Annotated in this window: 17 protein-coding genes; 3 read left to right on the top strand and 14 right to left on the bottom strand. The window is 60.4% G+C overall.

Annotated features, from left to right (window positions below):
* Window positions 1–10: 10 nt before the first annotated feature.
* On the bottom strand, window positions 11–475 hold the full coding sequence (locus tag HBR93_RS01695) for a hypothetical protein (RefSeq protein ID WP_057438212.1): 465 nt from the start codon (window positions 473–475) through the stop codon (window positions 11–13).
* A gap of 204 nt (window positions 476–679) precedes the next feature.
* Between HBR93_RS01695 and HBR93_RS01690 the strand changes: the two genes are divergently transcribed.
* Window positions 680–3,460, top strand: a complete 2,781-nt coding sequence (locus tag HBR93_RS01690) for a DUF6543 domain-containing protein (RefSeq protein WP_169959735.1) — start codon at window positions 680–682, stop codon at window positions 3,458–3,460.
* A gap of 126 nt (window positions 3,461–3,586) precedes the next feature.
* On the opposite strand, the gene HBR93_RS01685 is transcribed toward HBR93_RS01690, so the two are convergent.
* The 13 genes from HBR93_RS01685 to yaaA all read right to left on the bottom strand — a co-directional run bounded on the left by HBR93_RS01685 (window position 3,587) and on the right by yaaA (window position 21,644).
* Entirely contained in the window at window positions 3,587–5,038 is a 1,452-nt protein-coding gene (locus HBR93_RS01685; protein WP_057438216.1) for a mannose-1-phosphate guanylyltransferase/mannose-6-phosphate isomerase, read from the bottom strand.
* Window positions 5,039–5,185: 147 nt separating this feature from the next.
* Window positions 5,186–5,839 (bottom strand): alginate O-acetyltransferase AlgF, encoded by a 654-nt coding sequence (locus HBR93_RS01680; RefSeq protein WP_057438217.1) that lies wholly within the window; start codon window positions 5,837–5,839, stop codon window positions 5,186–5,188.
* A gap of 16 nt (window positions 5,840–5,855) precedes the next feature.
* Window positions 5,856–7,046 (bottom strand): alginate O-acetyltransferase, encoded by a 1,191-nt coding sequence (locus HBR93_RS01675; RefSeq protein WP_057958524.1) that lies wholly within the window; start codon window positions 7,044–7,046, stop codon window positions 5,856–5,858.
* 11 nt (window positions 7,047–7,057) lie between these two features.
* Window positions 7,058–8,590: an MBOAT family protein gene (locus HBR93_RS01670; protein WP_169959734.1), complete on the bottom strand. Its 1,533-nt coding sequence runs from the start codon at window positions 8,588–8,590 to the stop codon at window positions 7,058–7,060.
* A 187-nt stretch (window positions 8,591–8,777) separates the two neighbouring features.
* Window positions 8,778–9,878 carry a mannuronate-specific alginate lyase gene (locus HBR93_RS01665; protein ID WP_169959733.1) on the bottom strand — a complete coding sequence of 367 codons (1,101 nt, stop codon included), beginning with the start codon at window positions 9,876–9,878 and terminating at the stop codon, window positions 8,778–8,780.
* An 8-nt stretch (window positions 9,879–9,886) separates the two neighbouring features.
* Window positions 9,887–11,335, bottom strand: coding sequence for an alginate O-acetyltransferase (locus HBR93_RS01660; RefSeq protein WP_169959732.1), 1,449 nt, complete (start codon window positions 11,333–11,335; stop codon window positions 9,887–9,889).
* An 11-nt stretch (window positions 11,336–11,346) separates the two neighbouring features.
* Complete coding sequence (algG, locus tag HBR93_RS01655) at window positions 11,347–12,936, bottom strand: mannuronan 5-epimerase AlgG (RefSeq protein WP_115128949.1); 1,590 nt, start codon at window positions 12,934–12,936, stop codon at window positions 11,347–11,349.
* Entirely contained in the window at window positions 12,936–14,423 is a 1,488-nt protein-coding gene (locus HBR93_RS01650; RefSeq protein ID WP_169959731.1) for an alginate export family protein, read from the bottom strand. The genes algG and HBR93_RS01650 overlap by 1 nt, the downstream gene beginning before the upstream one ends.
* On the bottom strand, window positions 14,420–15,856 hold the full coding sequence (gene algK / locus HBR93_RS01645) for an alginate biosynthesis TPR repeat lipoprotein AlgK (RefSeq protein WP_169959847.1): 1,437 nt from the start codon (window positions 15,854–15,856) through the stop codon (window positions 14,420–14,422). The genes HBR93_RS01650 and algK overlap by 4 nt, the downstream gene beginning before the upstream one ends.
* A gap of 107 nt (window positions 15,857–15,963) precedes the next feature.
* Window positions 15,964–17,133: an alginate biosynthesis protein Alg44 gene (locus tag HBR93_RS01640; protein ID WP_029297907.1), complete on the bottom strand. Its 1,170-nt coding sequence runs from the start codon at window positions 17,131–17,133 to the stop codon at window positions 15,964–15,966.
* A gap of 37 nt (window positions 17,134–17,170) precedes the next feature.
* Window positions 17,171–18,652, bottom strand: coding sequence for a mannuronan synthase (gene alg8, locus HBR93_RS01635; protein ID WP_162947770.1), 1,482 nt, complete (start codon window positions 18,650–18,652; stop codon window positions 17,171–17,173).
* Between the two features lie 83 nt (window positions 18,653–18,735).
* Window positions 18,736–20,052, bottom strand: coding sequence for a nucleotide sugar dehydrogenase (locus HBR93_RS01630; protein WP_057438225.1), 1,317 nt, complete (start codon window positions 20,050–20,052; stop codon window positions 18,736–18,738).
* 812 nt (window positions 20,053–20,864) lie between these two features.
* Entirely contained in the window at window positions 20,865–21,644 is a 780-nt protein-coding gene (yaaA, locus tag HBR93_RS01625; protein ID WP_057438227.1) for a peroxide stress protein YaaA, read from the bottom strand.
* Between the two features lie 147 nt (window positions 21,645–21,791).
* Between yaaA and HBR93_RS01620 the strand changes: the two genes are divergently transcribed.
* On the top strand, window positions 21,792–22,916 hold the full coding sequence (locus HBR93_RS01620; RefSeq protein WP_169959730.1) for a polysaccharide deacetylase family protein: 1,125 nt from the start codon (window positions 21,792–21,794) through the stop codon (window positions 22,914–22,916).
* A 323-nt stretch (window positions 22,917–23,239) separates the two neighbouring features.
* Complete coding sequence (locus tag HBR93_RS01615) at window positions 23,240–24,634, top strand: PhoH family protein (protein ID WP_057438231.1); 1,395 nt, start codon at window positions 23,240–23,242, stop codon at window positions 24,632–24,634.
* Window positions 24,635–24,662 lie beyond the last annotated feature (28 nt).

Raw genomic sequence — 24,662 nt, 5'->3', positions numbered from 1 at the left:
TTGGTAGTGGTTAGTCGGAGAAGCTGCCTTGCAGGTGTTCGGCGCGAAACTCCAGGGTTTGCGGGCGGTAGCCGGGGCGTAGGGGCGGCACCGGCAGACAGTCTTCCCAGGTGGCGCCGGCCTGCAGTTCGCCGGGGCCGCGATAACGCGGGGCAGCATAGACGTTGTCCGCCAGGTTCACCGTATCGCCTGGTGCGTAGGCGGCGACGCGCCAGCGCAGTTCGGTCAGGGGGACGTCGTTGCCGTTGTTGAGCTTGAGCTGCAAGGGGCGGTCGGCGGGGCACTGATCGGGGGCATAGTGGATGCGCAGCTCCAGGCGCGCCAGTTGCGAGGCCTCGCGGTTGTCCAGCCAGACCACCCATATTGCCACGAAGCCCAAACCCACTGCTGCGGCGAGGGAAACCGGCAATGCCTTGGCCGGGTAGCGCAGGAGTAGGACCAGCCAGGTGATGATGAGCAGAACGCCGAAGAACATGGGGGCAGCCTCGTGGGTAGATGAACCATCGTACCGTTGACAGCATGCGGTTGCCTATCGGGTTGCGGTCACCCCCAAACGGACACTCCACGTAACCTTCGCGCTGGAATCAAGGGGGTTGTTCGCTTCACACACCTATATACAGCCACAGACTGACGGTCGTTGTTCTGTGAGCTTTTTTTTATACGTGCCGAGAACAACGCCATGACCTTATCCGTACAAAATTTTGCTGTTCCAGCCTACCGCTCCTTCGCTTCTGACGATGAGAGCAGCCCAATGAAGTCGGCCTCCAATCCCCAAGCCACCACCGTTGCCGGCAACAGTGCCCTGGACAACCGTAACGCGCTGATACTGACCCTGGCAGGCCTGGAGCAAGGCCTTGCAACGGGCCGTATATCCAATGAGCATATTCTCCCGGCCTTGCAAACCGCCAAAATACAATTGGCTCCCGATGCGCAACACCCAGGCCCGACCATGGAAGTCAGCCTTGCGCAATACATCACCGCCAATGGCTGGAGCATTCCGCAAAACCGAGAGGGGCTCATCCAACTCAGGCAGACCGTGTCTGCCCTGGCACCGACAAGTCCCTCGAATGCCTACGCAGTCATTACCGAGCGAGCCGCCAAGGCCAATGTCGAAAAAACCAAATTCAAAAAGATTGTGTTGGACACGGCCGTGGCGTTTCCAGATGTGCGCAAAGAAGCCAAAAAGCGTGCAGAAGAAATTGTGTTCGGGTTGACCGGAATCCATGTAGACGCCGACAAGACTTATTTGAATCGGTTTAACAGTTCGCAATCAGGGCAAACCGCTACCGGTTGGGAACACATGAAGGAAGAACCCACGTCATCCATCAGTTTGACTGACGCCGTGTTGAAGAACTTTTCCGAGTACGACGGGATTCCCGGCACTCTGGACTCGGAAGCGGGCTTGTATAAAGACGGCCCCGGACAAAGCGCCAAAGCAGGCTATGGCGCCCACAACGAAATCCCCCTGGCGCCTTCGGCCTTTATGAAGGCCCTTTGGAAATCCGATTTCCAGACGACCATGTCGGCAAAAATCGACAGCTTCTGGAAAGACCACGCCGATGGCTACCGCACAGTCCAGAAAGGCATATTCATCTATAGGGCAGGCGAGCAACTCAAGGCCCAGGAGGCGAAGTTACCGGCCGAACGAGCGCTGCAGCCGCCCGAGCATCAGCTCACCAGGAGTGACTATAAACGGCTGATGAAGGCGGTTACCGGTGCAGAAATAGCCGAAGACCAGCCCATGACCGTGGAGAAACTGCAGGCAACTTCCCCGGTAACCGGCGATGTCCAGGTTCATGCATTTGATATCAATGGCTTTCAGTCCAGTGATATTTTGCGTTTTACCCTGCCCGCAGAGGGGCTCCAGAAGGATGCCAGCGGGCGCCTGGACGGCGTGCAAATTCTCTATATTCCTGACGCCAAGCCAGCCTTTCTGAAATTCGCCTCACTGGAAAAAATGGATCAATGGGTCAGCGATCAAGGCAAGACGCCCCAGACGCGCCAAGCCCTGGAGTCGCACTTCTCGTTGGCGGATCGGCAGAACAGTGAGTCCGGTGGTTTTGGGACCGCATTCTTTAATGCAATCGTGCCGCTGGGTTCCCTGATCTCTGAGATACGGCCAAAAAACGGCGTCGATTCATCCTTGGAATACCTCAGTACGGATAGCGTCAGCAACCAGGAGGGCAACGTCATTGACCGCAGCAATATCGCGATCAAGGGCGATGTGTTCAGTCACATGGCGGACAGTGGCCAGCAGCGTATGAGGAACGACGCAGACACCGCGATCAAATCCAACAGCGAGGTCACCCGTGACACCTGGCTCAACGACATTTCGGTCGGCGCAGAACTGCTGGTCAAACTGGCCCCGCTGGCGGCTCCGGTCGCCGCCGCTGCCGTCATCACAAGTCTCACGGAAGTGGTATTGGGCACCGAAAAAGAGATTTCGGGCGACACCCAGGCTGAACGTCATGACGGGGCGTCGAAGTCATTCGATGGCATGATCAACACCTTGTTCTCCTCTGCCGGTCTCAGCTCAAATGCCGCGGACCCCTTTGCGCTGCCCAAAGAAGAACCGCTAGCCCCTGAACCCTCCGTGGAGTCCGCGTCCGAACCGGCGCCTGACTCTCCAGGCGTTGAAGCCGATGTGCCCAATCGCCTGCAACCGTCACAAACGGACAACATCAGCGCCTACGCCATTGCCGATGGCGAATCGTTACTGGCCAAGAGCACAGTCAATGCTAGAGGGATTTATCAGTACAAGAACGAGGCGGGGCTAGATCGTTGGTTTATCCGTTACACCGATCAGTCCGGTATCGCCAAGACGTATGAGATTAAAGGTGATTTCAAACTCAGTGACGGCTATGTCCAGATTATTGATCCCCAGACCGGTAAACCCGTACTGACCGTTGAAACAGGTGCCGATAACCAATGGCGCGCGAGCAAGATGCTCGGGGGCAATAGAAAAGGCAAGGGGGTCAACGCTGCCCGCGAGCAGCCTGCCGGGCAAGGCCCGCTGGCATCAAGCTCAGCAACCAATCAACCCTTGGCCAATCATCAGGATTGGCAGTCGATAGTGGATTCGGGCACTTACAACGGCAAGCCGGTTTACATTCACTACACCAGCAAGGCCGGCGCAGAAGCGATCGCTCGCGAGCGAAGCATCAATGATCTGGCGCGTGGTGAAAGGCGTGCGGGTTCAAAGGGCGGTGTGTACGTTAACCCCCCAGGCCAGCAATTTAACAGCGAGAACGTTGAGAACCTGTTGTTTTTGGGGAATGAACGCTATGTGGGCAGTGGCGACTATATGGTGATCTTCAGCTCTGACCAGGTGCCCACGGATTTAGGCCCGGTCACGGCCGGCAGCCAGTTCGTCGAGCTCAAGATGGCCAAAGAAATCAAGCTGACGCCGTCGAACTTTCTGTATTTGGGGCCGAACAATTTCAAGGACTATTTCGAGTGAAGGGAACAACGCTGTGTGGGTGATCGCTGCCAATCTGCAAAGTGGCCCGATCAGAAAAAGCCCCCGCCCAGCCCACTGCGGATAGGGGACGCAACGGGCTGGGCGAGGGCTTTTTGTTTTGCGGTGTTACTGCGCGATGGTTTTCACTGACACACCACGCTCGACGGGAGTCGAGCGCCCGTAGATGTCTTCAAACCGCTCGATATCGTCTTCGCCCAGGTAGCTGCCCGATTGTACTTCGATGATCTCCAACGGGATCTTGCCCGGGTTGCGCAGGCGGTGCACCGAGGCAATCGGGATGTAGGTGGACTGGTTCTCGCAGAGCAGGAACACATTCTCGTCGCACGTCACTTCGGCGGTGCCGCTGACCACGATCCAGTGTTCGGCGCGGTGGTGGTGCATCTGCAGCGACAGGCACGCGCCCGGCTTGACCGAGATGTGCTTGACCTGGAAACGCCCGCCCATGTCCACCGAGTCGTAGGAGCCCCACGGACGGTAGACCTCGCAGTGGTTCTGGGTCTCGCTGCGCCCCTGTTCATTCAGGGTGTTGACCATCTGCTTGACGCCCTGGACCTTGTCCTTGTGGGCAATCATCATCGCGTCCTTGGTTTCCACGACCACGATGTTTTCCAGGCCGATCACCGACACTAGCTTGCCGTTGCCGTGGATCATGCAGTTCTTGCTGTCCTGGATCACCACGTCGCCCTTGGTCACGTTGCCGTTGGCGTCTTTGTCATTGACCGCCCACAACGAGGCCCAGCAACCCACGTCGCTCCAGCCGGCACTCAGCGGCACCACGCAGGCGCGCTGGGTTTTTTCCATCACCGCGTAGTCGATGGAATTGTCCGGGCAGCAGGCGAAGGTGGCTTCGTCGAAGGTCACGGTGTCGGCGGTGTGTTCGCTGCGTTCCAGGGTCAGCACGCAGGTGTCGTAGATGTCCGGATCGTGCTTTTTCAGCTCTTCAAGGAAGCGGCTGGCGCGGAACAGGAACATCCCACTGTTCCAGAAATAGCCGCCGCTTTTGACGAACTCGACGGCGCGTTTTTCATCCGGCTTCTCGACGAACTGCTGCACCCGGCTGACACCTTCGGGCAGCAGCGAATCGTTGGTGGACTTGATATAGCCGTAGCCGGTTTCCGGACGGGTGGCCGGTACACCGAACAGCACCATCTCGCCACGCTCGGCCGCCACGGTGGCCAGGGCCAGGGCGCGTTGCAGGGCTTTCTGGTCATCCAGCACATGGTCGGCCGGCAAGACCAGCATCAGTTCATCGCGTCCTTCATTGACCAGCATCATCGCGGTCAAGGCCACGGCCGGCGCGGTGTTGCGGCCAAACGGTTCCATCAGGATGCGCTGGCTGTCGAGCTTGCGAGTGCTCAGTTGCTCATTGACGATAAAACGGTGGTCTTTGTTGCAGACGATGATCGGTGCGTCCATGCCTTCGAACACCAGGCGCTCCAGAGTTTGCTGGAACAGCGTGTGCTCCCCGGTCAGGGCCAGGAACTGTTTAGGAAACTGTTTACGGGAAAGCGGCCAAAGACGTGAGCCGCTACCACCGGAAAGGATTACTGGGATCATGTGTTTCTCCTTGAATCGATTTGGGTCAGAGCTACGAAGGTTTGTCGTTTCACTCTTGTTTTTGTCTCGGTCCTGAGTCGACACGCGGACAGTGTGGGAGCAGGCAAACCAGCTCCCACAAGGGGGCGTCTCAACTCAGGGAAATCATCAACGGGTCGACACGGGGCGCTTGACCCACACTGGCGACAGGTTGCTGCCGGAGCCGGTGACATACAGCACCGCCGCCTCACCACGTTCCAGGGCCACCGGCTTCACATCGCCAACCTTCTTGTCGCCGTCGTACAGCGCCAGGCTGACCTTCACCGGGTTGATCTCGCGCTCGCCACGGCCCTTGGCGGCCACGGCCTTGACCACATCGGTCTTGCCGTCGGCGGTTTTCAGGGTCAGGGCCTTGTCGCTGAGGTTCTGCACGCGCACCAGGGATTTCTGCTTGTTCTTGAACGGCGGTTCTTCGATCAGTTGCGGCTGGCCGCTGGCGCTGTTGACCAGGGTGTAATAGTGATCGGCGGCCAGTTTGACCGTGACGTTCTGGCTACCGACCTTGGCGCTGTAGTCGCCGCCCGGCAGGAAGCTGAAGTCACTGCTGGCCAGCGGTGCCACATCGCTCAACGCCGTGTTGCCGACGCTGGCGCTGACTTCCTGGTTGCTGGCGTTGAACAGGCGCACGAAGCTCGAGCCTTTCGGTGCGACGGGGCCATAGAGGGCGGCGTCGCCTGCGAACGCGGACATGGATACGAAGCTCATGCCGGCGGCGAGGGCCAGAGTCTTGGCGAGACGACGCGGAGTAGTAGTGAAAGTCATGTGAGTTACCTCTCTTTCAGTTTTGCGCCCGGTCGGGCGTCTCGGATTTTTCGGTTTTAACTGGGGTGTTGCTTGCCATGTTCTGTTGGCGCGTACCGGCTTGTTTGAGCTGCGCGACCCACTCGGGGTCGGCTTCGCCGATTTCGTTGTTCACCGGCAGATAGCGTTCCGGAAACTCCCAGATCAGCACTTGCGGCGGGCTGTTCTTGAAGTCATCGCTTTTCAGGTAGCTGAGCATCGGCAGGATCGGGCCGTGGCCGTCTTCGGAGTAGTTCACCACTTCGCTGCCCAGGGCTTGCTTCAGGGCGCCGACGAAGTTCCAGTTGGGGTTGGCGCTGTAGCTGGTGCCCACCAGGGCCACCGGCATCTCGCTGTCGGCAAACAGCGCGTCGTCGCCTGCGGCCTGGGCCTGCACCGCGTGGGTCACGCGTTTTTGCAGGGGCTCCTTGGGCGGCATCAGGTTTTCGAACAATGGGTCCAGGGGCAGGAACAGGCGCAAGTCACCGCTGTGGGGGGCGATGCCCTCGGCGTCGGTGACAAAGCGCTGGGGCTCGCCGCTGAGCAGGGTCTTGGCGTTGATGGTCCTGGCCAGCTGCTTGGCGGCGACTTCGGCGCCATCCGGGGTCCAGTGGGTGTCGGTGCGCAGGAACACCTGCTGGCCGTGGAGCTTGGCCTGTTGCAGCGGGCCCAGCAGGTCGGGGGCGAGGATCTTGTCGGCGGCAACCCGCGCATGGAAGTCCTGATAAAGCCCGGCATGAATGCTCGCCGGTTGCACTTCACCCAGATGCTCCGGGTACAGGCGCACCTTGGCCGGGACAATCGCCATCACCAATTGCACGCCCTTGGCCTTGAGGGTCTGGCGCACGCCTTCGACCAGGGCGTAGTTGTCTTGCAGGTTCTGCTCTTCGTTGACGGCGGGGTTGAACTCCTCGTCGCTGTACAACCAGTGATCGCGACCCAGCACCACGCCGGGACGGCCTTCGTTGAACAGCTTGTAGTCCAGGGCGGCCCAGAGGTTGGTACCCAGGCGCTTGATCGGGAACTCGTCGTCGTAATGGGTCTCGACGGCCTTGGCCCAGCGCCCGTTGAGCACGGTGGCTTCGGCGTTGGTATTGAAACCGAAGAAACTGCGCACCGACCACGCGCCCAGGGCCATAAGCAGGGCCATGAACAGCGCGGCGTAGAGGATGCGGAATGAACGGGTCATGGTCGGCTCCCTCAGAACTGGAAGTAAAGGAACGGCGAGAAGCTTTGCGCCGAGAGTTTCAGAATCGAAGCCACAAACAGCAGCAGGATCACCGCGCGCATGGCATAGCGGGGCCAGTCAGCGGTCCAGTAGGCCGGTTGCACGGCGGCGTTGCTGCCGACGCTGAAACCGGGCTCCTGGATGCTGCCGGGGGTGTCGCCAGGCACTGCCTTGATCAGGCTCGGATCGGCCGGCTTGGCCTTGTCGGCCGGGCGATTGTTGTAGAAGTCGCGCAGGCCGAAGAACGCCAGCGTGGTGTAGGCCACCACCATGGTTGCCACTTGCAGGCCCGTCAGGTTGGCGCGGTTGAGTTCCGACAGCGACCACTCGCCAAAGCTGAACATCGCGCCGTACATGCGCCCGGCGACGTGCAGGTTTTCGGCACGGAAGATCACCCAGCCCATCACCACCAGCAGGAAGGTGAAGGCCCAGCGCACCGGGTTGAAGCTGCGTGGCGAGGTGTTGAGGCCGATGGCTTTTTCAATCGCCAGCCACATGCCGTGCCAGGCGCCCCAGACGATGTAGGTGATGTTCGCGCCGTGCCACAGGCCACCGAGCAGCATGGTCAGGAACAGGTTGCGATAAGTGGTCAGCGTGCCTTTGCGGTTGCCGCCCAGGGTGATGTACAGGTAGTCACGCAGCCAGGTGGACAGGCTGATATGCCAGCGCCGCCAGAACTCGGTGATCGACTGGCTGATATACGGCTGCTTGAAGTTTTCCATAAAGCGGAAGCCCATCATCAAGCCCAGACCGATCGCCATGTCGCTGTAGCCGGAGAAGTCGAAATACAGCTGCGCGGTATACGCCAGCGCGCCGAGCCAGGCGTCGCCGGTGGTGGGGTTTTGCAGGGCAAAGCAATGGTCGGCCACCACCGCCAGGGTGTCGGCGATAAACACCTTCTTGATAAAGCCCTGCATGAACCGCGTGCAGCCCTCGGAGAATTTATCCAGGGTGTGGGTGCGGTTGTTGAACTGGTCGGCCAGGTCGCGAAAGCGCAGCACCGGGCCGGCAATCAAGTGCGGGAAGATCGCCACGAACGCCGCAAAGTCGATGAGGTTACGGGTGGCCGGGGTGTCGCCGCGGTACACGTCGATGATGTAGCTGATGGACTCGAAGATGTAGAACGAGATCCCGATCGGCAGCAGCACGTGGGTCAGGATAAACGGCTCCAGGCCCGCCGATTTCATCATCAGATTGATGCTGTCGACGCCGAAGTTGGCGTACTTGAAGTAGCCGAGGATGCACAGGTCGACCGCCACGCCGAGCAGCAGCCAGCGCTGGGCCGGCTTGGTGCGCACGCCTGCGGCACCGACCTTGAGGCCGATCCAGTAGTTCCACAGGGTCACGGCGGCGAACAGCGCCAGGAAGTCTACTCGCCACCAGGCGTAGAACACATAACTGGCAATCAGCAGCAGCAGATTGCGATAGCGTTGCCCGCTCAAATAGTACAAGCCGAGAAAGATCGGCAAGAACAGAAACAGGAACACATTGGACGAGAAAACCATCCCGATCTCTCCATGTTTAACCAACAGTCAAGGGCCAACGGCCCCCCCAAACCCCCCACGAAAACCGGGGAGGGCGATCGTTCCCACGCTCTGCGTGGGAATGCCTCTTGTGACGCTCTGCGTCACGCTGTGGGACGCAGAGCGTCCCGTGCTGCATTCCCACGCGGAGCGTGGGAACGATCAGCGGCTAACTGCCTTTTTCATGCGCCGGGTCGTAGACCTTGGTCAGGTCGCCACCCAGGCGGAAGGTCTTGAATGGCTGCATCTCGTGCTTGCGCTCCAGTACCTCCGGGGCGCAGGTGTAGAGGGTGCAGAAGGGCTCCAGCCAGGCGAATTTCGAGTCCTGCTCCAGATCCTGCATGTCCTGCTCTTTGCCGTTCTTCTGCTCGAAGAGTTCCGGATCCTTGACCCCGGCCAGCACCTTGTCGCCCAGGCGCTTGAGTGCGCCGTTGTTTTCCGGGCGTACATCCACGCCATTGACCAGGGCGAAACTGGCGATCATCGCCAGCGGTGGCAGCGCATAGTTGTGGTAGGCCAAGGCCCGTTGCTGGCGCTTGAGTTCGTTGGGCAGGTAGCCCTGGGCGTCGACCTGATTGGCGCCGACCTTGTATTCCTTCACCGCCCAATCGAACAGGTCGCGACGGTTGGTGGCGACGGATGTGGCCATCACCGACCAGGCGGCCCAGTACGAATGGTTGTTGGTTTTTTCCAGGGGCAGGTTGTCCCAGTCGCTGACCACTTGCTCGGCCAGTTTGTTGAACCAGGCTTCGATCAACTGCGATTCCTGTGGGTGTCTGGCCAGCGGTTGCGACTCGGAGAACTTCAGGCGCACATAGGCCGACGCCATGCTGCCCAACGCCCATTTGCGCATCGACTTGCCGGTGTGGTTGAAGTCCTTGGACATCAACGCATCGGCCTTGGCCCAGCTCACCAGCCAGTTCAGCGTGCACTGCAATTGCTCCGGGCGACCGTCGCGCATGAACTGCATCACTCGCTTGCTGGTGTCTTTTTCCAGTTTGGTGATGTCGGCGGTGCTGTCGCGAAAGGCTTTTTCCGACTGCACATTCAGGGTCGAGCGGGCTTTGTCGGAGCCTTCGTATTTGCTGCGAAACTGCAGCGAGCCGGTGTAGGGCGTCGGCATGGCGTCGCAGTCATTCTTGAAGTCGCCGGTCTTGAACGCTTCAATCGGCGCGAAGTAGCCCTGGGGCGGACGCAGCGGCGCGGCGGCGTTGGCGTGGCCGGCAAACATCGCCAGGCCGAGCAACGTTGGAATCAATAACTTCTGCATAGGTAACCTCATTGCCCGGCGGAAGCAGTCTGCTGACCACTCGCCGGGAATACGTTGCGTGTGCAAATTTTCGCTTCGACTTTCTGCGCCGCAGCGCCCGCTTCGGGGCCCTGCACTTCCACGGCCAGCAGGTTCTGCGAGGCCCAGTCTTCATCGGTGCGCAGTTCAAAGGCGAAACGCCCGTCTGTCTCGGATGTTTCGGGTTTGTCGATCTTGATGTCCTCGTGGCGCCCGTTCATGTACCAGAGGGTGGCTTGCAGGGTTTTCACCGAGGGATCGGCGAAGCGAATGTCGACCTGATGACGGCTGTTGCGCAGGTCCATGTTCTTGCTGTTAACCATCAACTCGTTCTTGCCCGGCTTGAGGGTGGCGCTGGCGCTCATCTGCGCCGGCTTGCCCTCACAGCCGTTGTCGAGCAGGGCCATCATCTGGCGGTAGGTGGTTTCCTGGTCGAGGCGATACAGCGGTGAGAATTCCCAGATCAGAATCTTCGGTGGGGTCTTCTGGAATTCTTCGCTGCCCAGGTACTGGATCATCGAGCCTTCCAGGCCACCGCCGGGGAAGGCGACGTTAAGGATGTCGGCGCCGATTTCCTGTTCCAGGAAGCCGGCGAAGTTGTAGTTCTTGCCACTGTGGCTGGTGCCCACCAGGGTGATCTGCGGGTTGCCGGAGTCGCCGAACAGGTCGCCGTCCGCCGCTTCGCCCTTGGGCTCGGTGCTGAACTGGTCCATGTACTGGATCGCGTAGCTGGTGCCGCACAGCTGTCCGGCCATGTTGTGCAGGGTGCCGGTCTTGCCCATGCGCCCGGACTTCTTGGTCTCGAATTCACGCTGGGGGATCCCGGCGAACTCGGGCATGGCGCGCACCTTGGCCCCGACGATCTTTGCGGTGCGCTGGGCGCCATACGGGGTCCAGTGCTGGTCGCCACGGAAGTAGAAGTCGTGGGCCGGCTGTTCGTCCGGCAATTGCTCGTTGGTCAGCGGCGACAGGTCCGGCACCACATAGCCCATCTTGGCAAAACGCCCGAGCATGCTCTTGTAGTTGCCCAGGGCCTTGTCGAAATCGAAGCTGGCTTTCTCCTGCGGGTTGAGCTTGTTGCGGTTCACCAGGCCACGGGTCGGCTGGTAGACCACCACCAGTTCCACGCCCTTGCTCTTGAACGCATCGCGCAGTTGCTGCATGCGCTTGTAGCCGGCCGGGGTGGTGTCGAATTCGGTGCGCAGGTCTTCCTGGGTACGGAACAGCCAGTCGCCCTGGGCCTGTACCAGGGTGGTGAAGTTCTGCTGGTAGCGGGTGGTGTAGTTCTTTGCATCGTGTGCCTCGGGGCACAGGTTGCAGCACGGCTCGGCGGTAAAGCTCGGCGCCTGGGCTTCATCGGCGCGCACGCCGCTGCTGGCGGCCAGGATGCCGAGGGTCAAACCCGAGAGGCTGAGTAGCTTGATCATGTGTGGGTGCATAAAGGTCATCCTCAGTCCTGCAATGGGGTCTGGCGTTCGACAGGGTCGATCAGCACGGCTTTTTTCTGGCGTACCAGCAAGTCGAGAATCTCTTCCTGGCGCTCACCTAGAACGCCGGAGAAGCTGATGCCACTGGATTTGGTCGGCGCGAGCATCGACACGCGGTACAGCTCGATGCTCAACGGCGAGTCGATGGACAGCGGCCCGCTGCCATTGGCCGCCAGCTCGCCGCCAACCACGATCAGCGAGACCTTGGTGTCGAACGGGTCGAGCGCGATGTCGCGGTCGGTGTCGGTCAGGTCCTTGATATGGCCGTAGACCCCGGTCAGGCCGTTGGCCATGGCGAGGTTCTCGTACAGGCGGATGTTCACGCTGTTACGGATACGGATGCCGTGGCGACGGTTGCTGATCACCTTGTTGCCCCACAACAGGTTATCGCCGCTCTCATAGAGGGTGATGCCGTCGGTGTGGTTGCGGTAGATCTCGTTGTCGGCGATCAGGTTGTTCACGCTGTTACGGTCGATCACCAGGCCCGACAGCTTGTTGTCGTAGCTGCGGTTGTTGAAGATGAAGCTGTCGTTGACCTCACGGGAAATAATGATGCCGTGCTTCTTCTTGGTGCCGTACACGGTGTTGTCGGCAATGATCAGGCCGTGGGAGCGGTCGTGGGGGTCGATGCCGTAGACGATGTTGTCTTTGTAGGTGCTGCCCTTGATCACAAAACCGGTGGTTTCGTAGCAGTAGAAGCCGTACCACATGTCCGAGAATTCGGAATCGACAATCCAGCCGGTCGGCTCCGGGCGCTTGAGGACCTTGGCCATGTTCGGCGTGTACTGGGAAATACTCACGCCGTAGGACTTACTGTTGGCATAGCCGAAGCTGGCCATCTTGCTGTTGACGATATAGGTCTGGGTACCGCCCCAGGCCAGCAGGAACGGGCGGAATTCCGTGGGCGAGCGGAAGGTCGCCGGGCCGTTGGTTTTCTCGCGCCAGCCGGTGATCCTGGTGTCGCGCACAAACAGCTGGCCGTCGTTGACCAGAAACGAGCCGGCTTCCTGGGACAGGCGCAATTCCTGGGTCTGCCCGTCGATTTCGAGGATGCCTTTTTCGCCGACCACAATCGGCAGCCTGGCCAGGAACACGCCGGGCGAGGTTTCGCTCAGGTATTGCTTGGGCACCTTCTTGAGCAGGTCCTTGAGGTTCATGTAGCCGTCGTCGATAAAGATCGCCTGGGGAATGCCGTGCTGGCGCACCACCCATTCGGCCATCTTGTTGTCGCCGCCGATAAAGTCCTTGAGGGCGTTTTCCTGCATCATCCGGCGCACGCTGACCTTGCCGGCCTTGCTGCGCACGATTTTTTTCGCCACGGCTTCGGCGGTGTAGCCCGAGAGGTCCGGCAGCGGCGGCTTGGCCATCTCCAGCGGCGCCGTAGGCGGGCTGGTGATGGTGTAGGTCTTGGCCTGTTGCAGTTCCTTGGCGAGGGTGGGCGCCTTGACCTGCGGCTCGACATTGGCAAAGGCCGGGGCGCACGCCAGCAGCATTGCCGCAGCGAGCAGGGCCGAGCCTTTGAGGGCGTGAGGATTCATTGCGCAGGCTCCCATCAGAAACGCCAGATCACATCGACAAAGGCGCGGTGCATGTACGAGTCGACTTGCTTGCCATAGGCGTCGCCCGGTTTGAACACACCGCCACGAAAGCGCACCAGGGCCGACGGTTCGTCGATCGACTGGCTGAGGGCGGCGGGCAGCAGGCCCTTCTTGAAGTACTTGGTGACCACCAGGTCCATCTCCTGGCCAAGGTCTTTCTTACCGTCTTCCAGGGGCAGGGAGGCGCTGGACAGCACGGCGCCGGTGACGTCGTCGTAGTTGTTCTGCACCGCGTCGATACCATTGCTGCCCACTGGCTTGTTGCCGTCCACACGCCAGAACTTGTGGTAGACCAGGCTGGCGTCGTAGTCATCGCGCAACTGCCAGGAGCCGAACAGGCTCATGGACTGCATATTGTTCATCTCGCCGCGAAACGCCTCGCCAAAACGATGCATCCGCGATTGGGTGCCGGTGAAGTTCGAGCGGTTGCTTTGCAGGCCGTTCTGCTCGTAGTCGGCACTGGCGCGGGCATAGGCTGCACCCACTTGCCACTGCGGGTCGAGGCGCAGGCGCACCCCCAGGTCGGTGGCCCAGCCATCCACATCGGTATTGCGCTTGGCGTTGGCCGGGCGGCTACCGTCGGCGTTCAGCGCGTTGACGTTGCTACGGTCGCCCTGCATGCCGGTGACGCTGGCCCAGTAGTTGACGGTGTTGGTGTTGCGCCAGTTATAAGCGTCGCTGTTGGCCTCAATGCCGAGCCAGGTCAGGTCGCCGTTCTGGCGCTTGTCCAGCGAATCGGCGGCCACGCCCGGTTGCGGGTAGTCGAGCTTGCCGTCGTCATGGCTGTGATGACCGCGTACGCCAACCCAATGGCCCGGGGTCCACTGGTAGGCCGCGTCGGCGTAGAAGTGCTGGCGGTCCTTGTCTTCGGGGGACAGTTCCTTGAGGTCGGTGCGGTACTCGCTGAAGCGTTCGGCGGCGCCGACATTGGCCTTGAGCAGGGTGGTGTCGAAGGTCCAGTTCAGCGCTTCGATGTTGGTGTCGCGCCATTGCCCGTCATCATTGCGCAGGCGCTGGCGGCCCAGCTTGAGGATCTCGCCGGGGTAGGGGGTGAAGCCGCTGTAGCCGACCCAGAACTCACGCAGGGCCAGGTAGTTTTTCTTGGTCTTGCGGTCGTTGTTGCTCGATTGATCGGTGGTGTCGCCATCGGACTGTTGCAGGGTGTCGGTCTCGATGATGTCGCTGGACGCCACCGCCTGGCCCATGGCGTAGGCGCTCCAGGCGCCGCTTTCACCGTAGATCCACGGGCGCACATCCAGGCCGATGCCGTTGACGTCGCCGCCTTTTTGCGTGCCCAGGTCGCGGTCGTCTTCGGACTGGCCGGTGACTTTCACGTCCAGGCCGAAGTTCTTGTCTTCGGTCAGCGCGGCCAGGGTCGGGCACGACCACAGCAGGGCGAAGGTCAGGCCAATGCCGGCCTTGACGAATGGATTGAGTTTCATAGGGATTCCTCGCCGTCTTCTTCTTGCAGGGCGTGCAGTTGCAGCGTGCTTTGGCTCAAGGCACCACGGGCGGCCAGCTCTTGTTGCAGCAGGCGCTGGCCCTCGGCGCGCTGGGCGGGCGGCAGTTGTTGTTCGAGTTGCGCGGCCAGTTCATTGGCCTGCGGCGTGTCCTGGAGCTTCGCCAGTTGGCTGAACACATAGGCGTTGAGCGGGTCGGGCTGGGTGCCCTTGCCTTGGGAAAACAGCTGGGCGATAGCGAAGTCGGCGCTGTTCTGGCCGTTGCGCGCGGCCGTCAGCAAGTGATTCAGGGCTTTTTGCGGGTAGACCTGGCCCAGGTAGCCACGGCGATAGATCTGGCCGAGGTAGTAATCGGCGGCCACTTCCCGGCCCTGGGCATTCTGGAAGTGGGCTTCGGCGGCCTTGGCATCGGCCGGCACCCACTTGCCTTCGTAGTAGAGCTTGCCCAGCAGCAACTCGGCGCGGGGCTGGTCGGCAGCGCGGCCGTTGTCGAGGTACTTCATCATCTGCTCGACGTCGCCCAGTTCCGGGAAGTCGTAAAGCAGTTGCGCGAGGCTGACCCAGGACGCCGGGTAGCCAGGGGCGATTTTTTCCAGCAGGGCCTGGGCGCTTTTTTCATCGGTCTTGCCCAATGAGGCATCGCCCAGCACACGGGCCACACTGTCGACCCGCTGGGCGCTGACGGTGCCACGGCTGTAGCCGGCTTCCATCTGCTTGAGCAGTTCGGCCTGTTGCTCCGGTTGCTCGCGCTTCTGGTAGACAGTGGTCAGTTCGACGTAGCAGATATCGGTGCTGTTCAGCGCGGCCTTGCAGATTTTTTCGATGTCATCCAGGTGCTGATCGTAGGTGCCCTGGGTACGGTACAGCAGCACCTGCGCCAGGCCGGCTTCCGGGTAGCCGGCGGTGCGCCAGCTATCAATCTGCTGCTGCGCGTTGACGCTGGGGAAATCGTGGGGGTATTGCAGGTACAGCATGGCCAGCGGGATCAGGGTGTTGCCTTCGCCATTGGCAAAGGCTTTTTTCAGCAGGCCTTCGGCTTCGCGGTGCTCGGCTTCGGTGGCGCCGGGCTTGGCCACCAGCAGGCGACCGAGACGGGCCTGGGCGCGGGGCGAGATATCGGCCGCCGCGCGGTAGGTGGCTTCGGCTTGCTTGATCTGCGCCGGGTCACGGCTGCCGACCTGGATATCGGCCAGGCCGACCTGGGCTTCGCTGTAGCCCAGCTCTGCCAGTTGCTGGTAGTTCTGCGCGGCGGTGGCGGTGTCGCCACGCTTGAGGGCTTCATTGGCCAGGCGCTGGTCGGGCAGGCCGGCGCAACCGGCCAGTGTGACGGCCAATGCCAGCAGCGCCACAGGTCGCAAGGGGGAGCGAGCTTTTGTGGGAGCTGGCTTGCCTGCGATGGCATCGCCGCGGTGCATCTGCTGCACCGAGTCGATGCTATCGCGGGCAAGCCCGGCTCCCACAGAAGTGGGCTCCCACAAGGATTGTGTTGTTCTTGAAATAGGGTTCACAGGCAAATCCTCGCTTACAAACCAGCAGCCATGGCTTTATCAATCAGCCAGTTCAGGGACGGACCACGGTCGCTGGTCACTTCCACGGGGCGGCCGGCATAGGCGCTGTCCAGCGGGGCATCGGGCTTGATCTGCACGCGGATATCCGAGGACAGGTCGGCGCTGTTGAGGCTGGTGCTGCTGACGATGGTGCCGGTGCGGGTCTGTTCTTCATCGGCGACCTGGAAGCTCACCGGGGTGCCTGGGCGCACGTCGCCGAACTGGCGATAGGAGAAGCGCGCCTCGACATTCGCCTGACTGCCGCGCGGCACCAGTTGGAAGATCACATCACCCTTGCTCGCGTATTGACCATCAGCCACCAGTTGCTGGGCGACGATGCAGTCGCAAGGGGAGGTCAGGGTGCCGGTCATTTGCTTGCCGAACAGCTCTTCGACCTTGGCCGGTTGCAGCTGGTCTTCGTCCAGGTGGCCCTTGAGCACATCCAGCATGCTGGTGCTGAAGGTCGCCAGTGGCGCGCCTTTGGCGGCAACGCCGTTGTCTTTGATCAGGCTTTGCACGGTGCCGTCGCGGGGCATCGTGACGTTCATCCCTGGCACGCTGACCAGGCCGGCCTGGGCATGACTGACGAAGTACATGCCATACACCGACTTGAACACAAACCCGAATGCCGCCAGGCCCACCAGGAAGATCGCCAGGCTGAACGTCACGGCGCGCAGGCGACCAAAGGCGCTCATGCCGCTGCCGCTGTCCTTGACCTTGCGTGCCTTGGTGAAGTTGTCGCGCTGCAGGGTCGCCAGTACATCGCCCATGGTCACGATATCGCCGGACAGGTGCGAAGTGATCAGGTGCCGCAGGGTGGAAATATCCTGGGCATCCAGGTTCTGGAACTGGCAGCCGGTGCGGCCGGTCTGGCGGTCGTGGGAGCGGATCAACAGCTCCACGTCCATCGCCAGGCCGAGGTTGTCGATGACAAACTGCAGGCGCGCTTTGTGCACATCGCCGACCTTCAGCGGTTGCTGGGCGGCATTGAAGGCCAGGCCGCCGGCGGACAGGTCGATGACCCGTACTTCCATGGGCGTGCGGTCGGCACCGAAGAAGCGCAGCTTGGCGGGGATTTTCACCCGGGCGTGTTGGCGCTGGGCTTCGGATTCGTGGACAACGTTGGCGTTTACTTGACTGTTCATCAGGGCATTTCCTTAAGTTAATTCAGGCTTGGCAGGGTCAGACCATCATCAGCAACACGGCGACGAAAATGCTGCCGGCGGAGAAGGTCATGGTCCGAGACGACCAGGTGTTGAACCAACGTTGAAAGCTGGCCAAATCGCGGGTCAGTTTGGTGTCCTGGCGGGTCCAGGACTGTTGATCGAGGCGGAAGAACACGTAGATCTTCACCAGCGCGCCCATGATCTGGTTGTAATAGAGAATCACCGGGTAGGCGGGGCCGATCTTGTGCCCCGAGCACGACAGCAACAGGGTCAGAATCAGGCGGGTGATGCCGATCCACAAAAGGTAAGCGAGGATGAACGCACCGCCGTACTTGAAGGTGGCGATGATCGCCACGGTCAGGCCGAGCAGGGAGGTCCACATCGACACGCGCTGGTCGAACAGCACCACGCTGGTGAACAGACCCAGGCGGCCCATGCCCAGGCCCAGGGCCCGGGAGTTCTGGCGCAGGTTGTTGCCGTACCAGCGGAACATCAGCTTGCGGCTGGCCTTGATAAAGCTCTTTTCCGGCGGGTGTTCCACGGTGTTGATCGCCGCATCGGGCACGTAGAAGGTGTCGTAACCCAGGCGCATCAGGCTGAACCAGCTGGACTTGTCATCGCCGGTCAGGAATTTGAAGCGGCCCAGGCGCCAGTGTTGCAGCGAGTCGCTTTCCACGTCGGCGATAAAACCGGGGTCGGTGACGACGCTGGCACGGAACACCGACATGCGTCCGGTCATGGTCAGCACGCGCTTGGACAGGGCCATGGAGCACATGTTGATGTGGCGTTGGGCGAAGCGCAGTTTGTGCCACTCGCTCATGATGTAGCCGCCGCGCACTTCGCAGAACTCGTTGGTGGTCAGGCCGCCGACATTGCCGAACAGCTGGAACCACGGCACGGTCTTGCGCACTACGCCTTCGGCGAGCACGGTGTCGCCGTCGATCACCGCCACCACGGCGCGGTCGTCCGGCAGGTGGCGGGAGATCGCCCGAAAACCGAAGGCCAGGCCGTCGCGCTTGCCGGTGCCGGCGATACGCACGAAGTCGAGCTTGACGTGAGCCGGTGGGTTCATCTTTTCCCAGAGGCTCTTGACCAGCAGCTCATCGGACATTTCCACCAGGGAGCAGACCACGGTGGTGGGGAAACCGCACTCGATGGCCTCGCGGATCACCGAGCTGTAGACCTGGGCCGTGGTCAATGCGTCGATACGAAAGCTGGTAACCATCAGGAACACATGGGACGGGTCCGCCGCCTTGCCCAGCTTGCGCACTTTGCGCCGCAGGTGCGGGTAGACCACGTACAGGAACAGCATGCCGCGAAAGAAATGCGTAGCACCCATCGAGTAGCGCCAGATACCCACGGCGCCAATCAGGAAAATAAAATTCTTCGACTCGGAGTCGAACGTACTCGCCGGCAGCAGCAGGGCGAGTCCCATCAGCAGGCTCAGAAAGACCAGCCAGCCGGCGGATTGGAGCAGTACGTGTTTTAACTTGGACATAAGCGTCATCCGAAGGTGAAGAAGGCTTCAAGCTGCAAGCGCTGGGGATCAGGACACTTGCAGCTTGAAACTTGCCGTTGCTGTTACCAGCAAATGCCTTCGGTACGGCCACTGACGCTGGTGGCCTGGGACATAAAGCCCACCAGGTCGACCACTTGCTTGCCGTGCGGGGCTTGCTGGGCCAGGGCGCGGAATTTCTCGTCGCGGTTGCCGAGGATGATCACGTCGCTGTTGTTGATCACATCGTCGAAGTCCGAGTTGAGCAGGGACGACACGTGGGGAATCTTGCCTTCGATGTAGTCCTTGTTGGCCCCATGCACACGGGCGTATTCGACGTTGCTGTCGTAGATGCTCAGGTCGAAGCCCTTGCCGATAAGCATTTCCGCCAGTTCCACCAGTGGGCTTTCACGCAGGTCATCGGTGCCGGCCTTGAAGCTCAGGCCCAGCAGGGCGACCTTGCGCTTGTCGTGGCTGGAGACGATGTCGAAAGCGTTCTGCACCTGGGATTCGTTGCTGCGCATCAGCGAGTTGAGCAGCGGCGCCTCCACGTCCAGGGTGCTGGCGCGGTAGGTCAGGGCGCGCACATCTTTTGGCAGGCACGAGCCGCCGAAGGCAAAGCCGGGGCGCATGTAGTACTGGGACAGGTTGAGGGTCTTGTCCTGGCAGACCACTTCCATCACTTCGCGACCATCGACGCCTACGGCCTTGGCGATGTTGCCGATTTCGTTGGCGAAGGTGACTTTGGTGGCGTGCCACACGTTGCAGGTGTACTTGATCATCTCGGCAACGGCGATGTCCTTGCGGATGATCGGCGCATCGAGTTCTTCGTACAGCGATTGCAGGACATCACCGGAGGCTTTGTCCAGTTCACCGATCACGGTCATCGGTGGCAGGTCGTAGTCGGCGATGGCCGTGGATTCGCGCAGGAACTCCGGGTTGACCGCGACACCGAAGTCGACGCCGGCTTTTTTGCCGGAGCAGTCTTCGAGGATCGGGATCACCACGTTGGCCACGGTGCCGGGCAACACGGTGCTGCGCACCACGATGGTGTGGCGGGTGGTCTTGTCACGCAGGACAAAACCGATCTCGCGGCATACCGCCTCGATGTAGTTGAGTTCCAGGTCGCCGTTTTTCTTGCTCGGCGTGCCGACACAGATCATCGACAGGTCGGTATCGCGGATGGCGTCGGCGAAGTTGGTGGTACCGCGCAAGCGGCCGGTGGCAATGCCCTGGCTCAACAGTTCGCCCAGGCCGGGTTCAACGATGGGGGATTTGCCCGCGTTGATCAGGTCGATCTTATCCTTGGAAATGTCTACGCCGACCACTTCGTGGCCCCGTGCAGACAGGCAACCGGCACATACTGCGCCCACGTAACCCAAACCAAATATGCTGATGCGCATCGCATTTACCTCTATCTTTATCACGCCATTAGATGGCCGGAGTTCATGTTTTCAAGCGTCACTCATGCACTAGGTAATGCGGTGAATAGACACAGCATTGCCATGTACAGGCATGTTAAAAGTCGAGTGACTAACTAATGCACTCAAGTTGTGCGCAACTTGGCCTTATTGTTGGGGCTTGCCCTGAAATGCAGCCAGCCTTCGGTGAGAAGGGTCTGGCGTCAGTGCCGCAACGCCTTGATATGGACATAAAGCCCCTATCTATCAACGCATTGGGTTGTCTCACTGACCCATTTGGGTAGGCTCAGCCTTGGCCTTGTAGGGGATGGTCATGCAACCTTATCGCCCGCCCTCAACTAAACAGTTGTTAATTAGACCGAAGGGTCAAAGTTGAATATGACAACTTTGCTACTTCCGTTGGTCGCTGTGTAAGTCATATCGCACAAGAACAGAGATAATCGTTACCGGTGGTATGAGCGGCACTGAAGGACATAGTTCCTGGCCGCTCATCCTGTTTCTGGAAATTTCTTGAAATATTAGGAAAGATGGCACTAGTACTATATTGATAGCACTTGCGGATTGGGCTAGTGGTTATAGGGAGTTGGCGCGGGGATATAGTTTTGTGCCACTACTGTTTGAAAAAAGTGGTGCCACTACGAAAAATTCTGACGAATGTCGAGTGAAAGAAACGTTAGGAAATCTGAAGAAATGTTTTTGACGTCAAAGTAATGACGATTCCGCGTTTGAAATACGGAAAAAATGTGGGAGCAGGCTTGCCAGCTCCCACATCGGCTTTGCGCTGTACTGGCGACCTACTCCGGTGCGTGATCGCGCAAAAATACCAGGTTATCCGGCTTCGACTGCTCGGCACTGAAGCGATAACCCTGGACATCAAACTGCTTGAGCTGCGCCGGGTCGTTGATGCGCTCTTCGATGACAAAGCGGCTCATCATGCCCCGGGCCTTCTTGGCGTAGAAGCTGATGATCTTGTATTGGCCGTTCTTCAGGTCCTTGAACTCGGTATTGATGATCCGCGCGTTCAAGGCCGGGCGCTTGACCGCCGAGAAGTATTCGTTGGAGGCCAGGTTCAGCAGCACATCATCGCCCTGCTCAGCCAGGGCCTCGTTGAGCCATTCGCTGATCCGCGTGCCCCAGAAGGCGTACAGGTCCTTGCCACGGGCGTTGCCCAGCTTGGTGCCCATCTCCAGGCGGTACGGCATCATCAGGTCCAGGGGGCGCAGCAGGCCGTACAGGCCCGAGAGCATGCGCAGGTGGTCCTGGGCGTAAGCGAAGTCGGCGTCGTTGAAGGTCTGGGCATTGAGGCCGGTGTAGACGTCGCCCTTGAAGGCCAGCAGCGCCTGCTTGGCATTGGCCGGGGTGAAGGCCGGGGTCCAGCTGCCGAAACGTGCGGCGTTGAGGCCGCCGATCTTGTCGGAAACATGCATCAGTTCGCTGATCTGCGCCGGGCTCAGCTCGCGCAACTGCTCGATCAACTCCTGGGAGTGGTCGAGGTATTGCGGCTGGGTAAAGCGCTGGGTTACCGGCGGGGTCTCGAAATCGAGGGTTTTGGCGGGGGAAATCACCGTCAGCATGAAGTCGTCTCCTGTAATCGTCGGGGGATTCTAGGGGGTTGGGGCGTTGGACTCCACCTATCACGCCAATAGCTGCCATACGGTTATCCCTGTGGGAGGATAGTGATCGGCTATAGTGGCCGACGAATCAGGAGGGGGAGACCTGTTGTGCGAATTGCGCTTTTAGTGTGCGCCTGGCTGACGTGCCTGGGCGCCCAGGCGGCCAGTGTGGATGTCGCGACCCTGGACCGTGGCACCTGGCCGGAAAAACTCAGCAGCCCGGCGCTGTTTGATGTGGCATCACGCGCCGAAATCCTCATGTTCGCCAACGCGCTGCTGGCCAGCGAGGCCCTGGATGAACCGGCCCTCAAGCAGCGCCTGGGGCTGAAGATCGTCAACCAGGGCGCTATCGACGACCTGCGCCGCCACCTCTGGCAGCGGTTGCTGGAGAACTACATGTTCGCCCAGCAAAGCTGCGAACAGGACGCCTCATTCTGCTATCTGGTGGACAACCTCGACGACCTGCGCGATCAAGCCGGCAAGTTCGAGGTGAGCGAGCAATCTTTCTATATAGGCTGGGCCGGTCCCAGTCGCGCGTTTCACCAGCGCTACCTGGATGAGCTGCTGCGCAAGGCCGCGCTGTTCCCGCAGATCGGCAGCGAAGTGGCGCGTTTTGGGGATTTCGAGCGCAATGGCGATGAACTCAACGACCGCCTGTTTTTACTGACCTTCGATGGCGGCCCGTCACCGCCCGGCGGTCAGACCGACTGGCTGGCCGACTACCTGCGCAAGCAGAAAATGACAGCCACCTTCTTTGTCCTGGGCAACAGCCTGCAAACCCGCCTGGAGAAAACCTCGGCCGTCGATGTGCAGGGTTTGTACCAGGGTCAGTGCGTGGGTATCCAGGGCTGGCAATACCGTTCCCACAGCCATTGGGTCGACTGGCAAAGCTCGATCACCCGCAGTGCGTCGCTGACCCAGAACCTGCTGCCGGAAAACTACGTGCCGCTGTTCCGCCCACCCTATGGCCAGCGCCGGGCTGACAGCCAGGGCTTTTTCCAGGCCCAGGGCCTGCAAGTGGCATTGTGGGATATCGACTCCCAGGATGAACCGGGCCTGCTCAAGGCCGACGAGTCGGCCCAGCGGGTGCTGACGCTGATGTTGTTGTGGCGCAAAGGGGTGATTGTGTTCCACGACACCCAGGACAAGGCGCGGGTCGCATTGCCGCTGTTGCTACAGGCAACGGCGCAAAGTGGGCTGGGTTGGCAGGATTGTCGAGAAGCGTTTCGCTGAAAAAGGCAAAAGCCCGGCCCTGTTGGGGATGAGGGTTTTTTGGGGTGATTTGCTGCGACATTTCGATGCAGGCGGACTTCCGACTTTAGCGGGGTGCGTGGCGGCCCGCCAGTGCTATTCGTCATCCTGAAAAATAAACTTCAAAAAAGCGTCAAAGTGCTTTTTCCTGTCATGGGTTTTGCGGTATTACGAAGTCAGATCGCCGAAACCTGCACCACAGGTGGCGTCTTCCCAGACTCCCTTTGCGGTGTATTCGGCGCTCGAATCGAGGCGCAGCACTGTTGTGGTATTGCGTCGACTGGCTCCCACAAAGGTGACCGAGTATGGATGATCATGGACGTAACCCTTCTTCCGACCAGCCAATCCTTTATGTGCTTGATACCAATGTATTGATTCACGATCCAAACGCGTTGCTCAATTTCGAAGAACACCACGTCGCCATCCCGATGATCGTGCTTGAAGAGCTCGATAAACTCAAAAGCGGGCACCACAGCGTTGCCGCCGAATGCCGCCAGGCGATCCGCCTGATTGACAAGACCCTGGGCGAGGCCTCGCCCGATGATGTGGAAGTCGGCGTCCCGATCCAGCGTGGCAAGAGCGGGCCCAAGGGCTTGCTGTCGATCCTGATGAGCAAGCGCAGCGAGCCCAACAGCCTGCTGCCGGAAAACCTCAACGACAACAAGATCATCAACCAACTGATCGACCTGCACGCGCGCGACAAGGACCTGCGCCTAGTGCTGGTGACCAAAGACATCAACATGCGCCTCAAGGCACGAGCGTGTGGGATCGCTGCCGAGGACTACAGTACCGATCAACTGGTCGACGATGTGTCGATGCTGTCCCGTGGTTATCACACCATGACCGGCTCGTTCTGGGACCGCGTGAGCAAGGTCGAGACCCGCCAGGACCATGGCCGCACCTGGCACCAGGTGCAACTGACCGACAACCTGCCGGCGGTGCATATCAATGAATTCATCATCGACGAACAGGGCTTCGTGGGCTGGATCAAAGAGATTCAGGTCGACAAGCTGTTGATCCTCGATCTGCATCAGGAGCCCCTGTTGCACCAGGAAGCCTGGGGCCTGAAACCGCGTGATATCTACCAGAGCCTGGCGCTGTACGCGCTGCTCGACCCGGACATTCACCTGGTCAACCTGACCGGCGCGGCGGGGTCGGGCAAGACCATCCTCGCCCTGGCGGCTGCCATCGAGCAGACCATGGTCACCAAGCGTTATCGGCGCATCATCGCCACCCGTAGCGTGCAGGGCCTGGACCAGGAAATCGGCTTTTTGCCCGGCACCGAGGCGGAAAAAATGGAGCCGTGGCTGGGGGCGATCACCGACAACCTCGAAGCCTTGCACATGGATGACGAAAACACCCATGGCAGCGTCGACTACATCCTCAGCAAAGTGCCGTTGCAGTTCAAATCCCTCAACTACATTCGAGGTCGCAGCTTCCAGCAGAGCCTGATTCTGATTGACGAATGCCAGAACCTCACGCCGCACCAGATGAAAACCATCATCACCCGTGCCGGCGCCGGTTCCAAAGTGGTGTGCCTGGGCAACCTGGCACAGATCGACACTCCCTACCTGTCCGCGACCAGCTCCGGGCTGACCTACCTGACGGAACGCTTCAAGGATTTCCCGAACGGCGTGCACATCGCCTTGCAGGGTGTCCCTCGCTCGATTCTGGCCGAATACGCCGAATCCCACCTGTAATCCGAAACCGGGCGATACCTCCATCGCC

Source organism: Pseudomonas sp. WS 5411, from assembly GCF_012985595.1.
Taxonomy (GTDB): domain Bacteria; phylum Pseudomonadota; class Gammaproteobacteria; order Pseudomonadales; family Pseudomonadaceae; genus Aquipseudomonas; species Aquipseudomonas shahriarae.
This window is presented reverse-complemented; position numbering and strand designations above follow the sequence as displayed.

Coding starts and splice junctions, on each gene's coding strand:
- HBR93_RS01690 (WP_169959735.1), top strand. CDS start 680: ATGACCTTATCCGTACAAAATTTTGCTGTTCCAGCCTACCGCTCCTTC.
- HBR93_RS01640 (WP_029297907.1), bottom strand. CDS start 17,133: ATGAACAGTCAAGTAAACGCCAACGTTGTCCACGAATCCGAAGCCCAG.
- HBR93_RS01680 (WP_057438217.1), bottom strand. CDS start 5,839: ATGACTTTCACTACTACTCCGCGTCGTCTCGCCAAGACTCTGGCCCTC.
- algK (WP_169959847.1), bottom strand. CDS start 15,856: ATGCACCGCGGCGATGCCATCGCAGGCAAGCCAGCTCCCACAAAAGCT.
- HBR93_RS01685 (WP_057438216.1), bottom strand. CDS start 5,038: ATGATCCCAGTAATCCTTTCCGGTGGTAGCGGCTCACGTCTTTGGCCG.
- HBR93_RS01695 (WP_057438212.1), bottom strand. CDS start 475: ATGTTCTTCGGCGTTCTGCTCATCATCACCTGGCTGGTCCTACTCCTG.
- HBR93_RS01615 (WP_057438231.1), top strand. CDS start 23,240: ATGGATGATCATGGACGTAACCCTTCTTCCGACCAGCCAATCCTTTAT.
- alg8 (WP_162947770.1), bottom strand. CDS start 18,652: ATGTCCAAGTTAAAACACGTACTGCTCCAATCCGCCGGCTGGCTGGTC.
- HBR93_RS01670 (WP_169959734.1), bottom strand. CDS start 8,590: ATGGTTTTCTCGTCCAATGTGTTCCTGTTTCTGTTCTTGCCGATCTTT.
- HBR93_RS01665 (WP_169959733.1), bottom strand. CDS start 9,878: ATGCAGAAGTTATTGATTCCAACGTTGCTCGGCCTGGCGATGTTTGCC.
- HBR93_RS01675 (WP_057958524.1), bottom strand. CDS start 7,046: ATGACCCGTTCATTCCGCATCCTCTACGCCGCGCTGTTCATGGCCCTG.
- algG (WP_115128949.1), bottom strand. CDS start 12,936: ATGGGAGCCTGCGCAATGAATCCTCACGCCCTCAAAGGCTCGGCCCTG.
- HBR93_RS01630 (WP_057438225.1), bottom strand. CDS start 20,052: ATGCGCATCAGCATATTTGGTTTGGGTTACGTGGGCGCAGTATGTGCC.
- HBR93_RS01660 (WP_169959732.1), bottom strand. CDS start 11,335: ATGCACCCACACATGATCAAGCTACTCAGCCTCTCGGGTTTGACCCTC.
- HBR93_RS01650 (WP_169959731.1), bottom strand. CDS start 14,423: ATGAAACTCAATCCATTCGTCAAGGCCGGCATTGGCCTGACCTTCGCC.
- yaaA (WP_057438227.1), bottom strand. CDS start 21,644: ATGCTGACGGTGATTTCCCCCGCCAAAACCCTCGATTTCGAGACCCCG.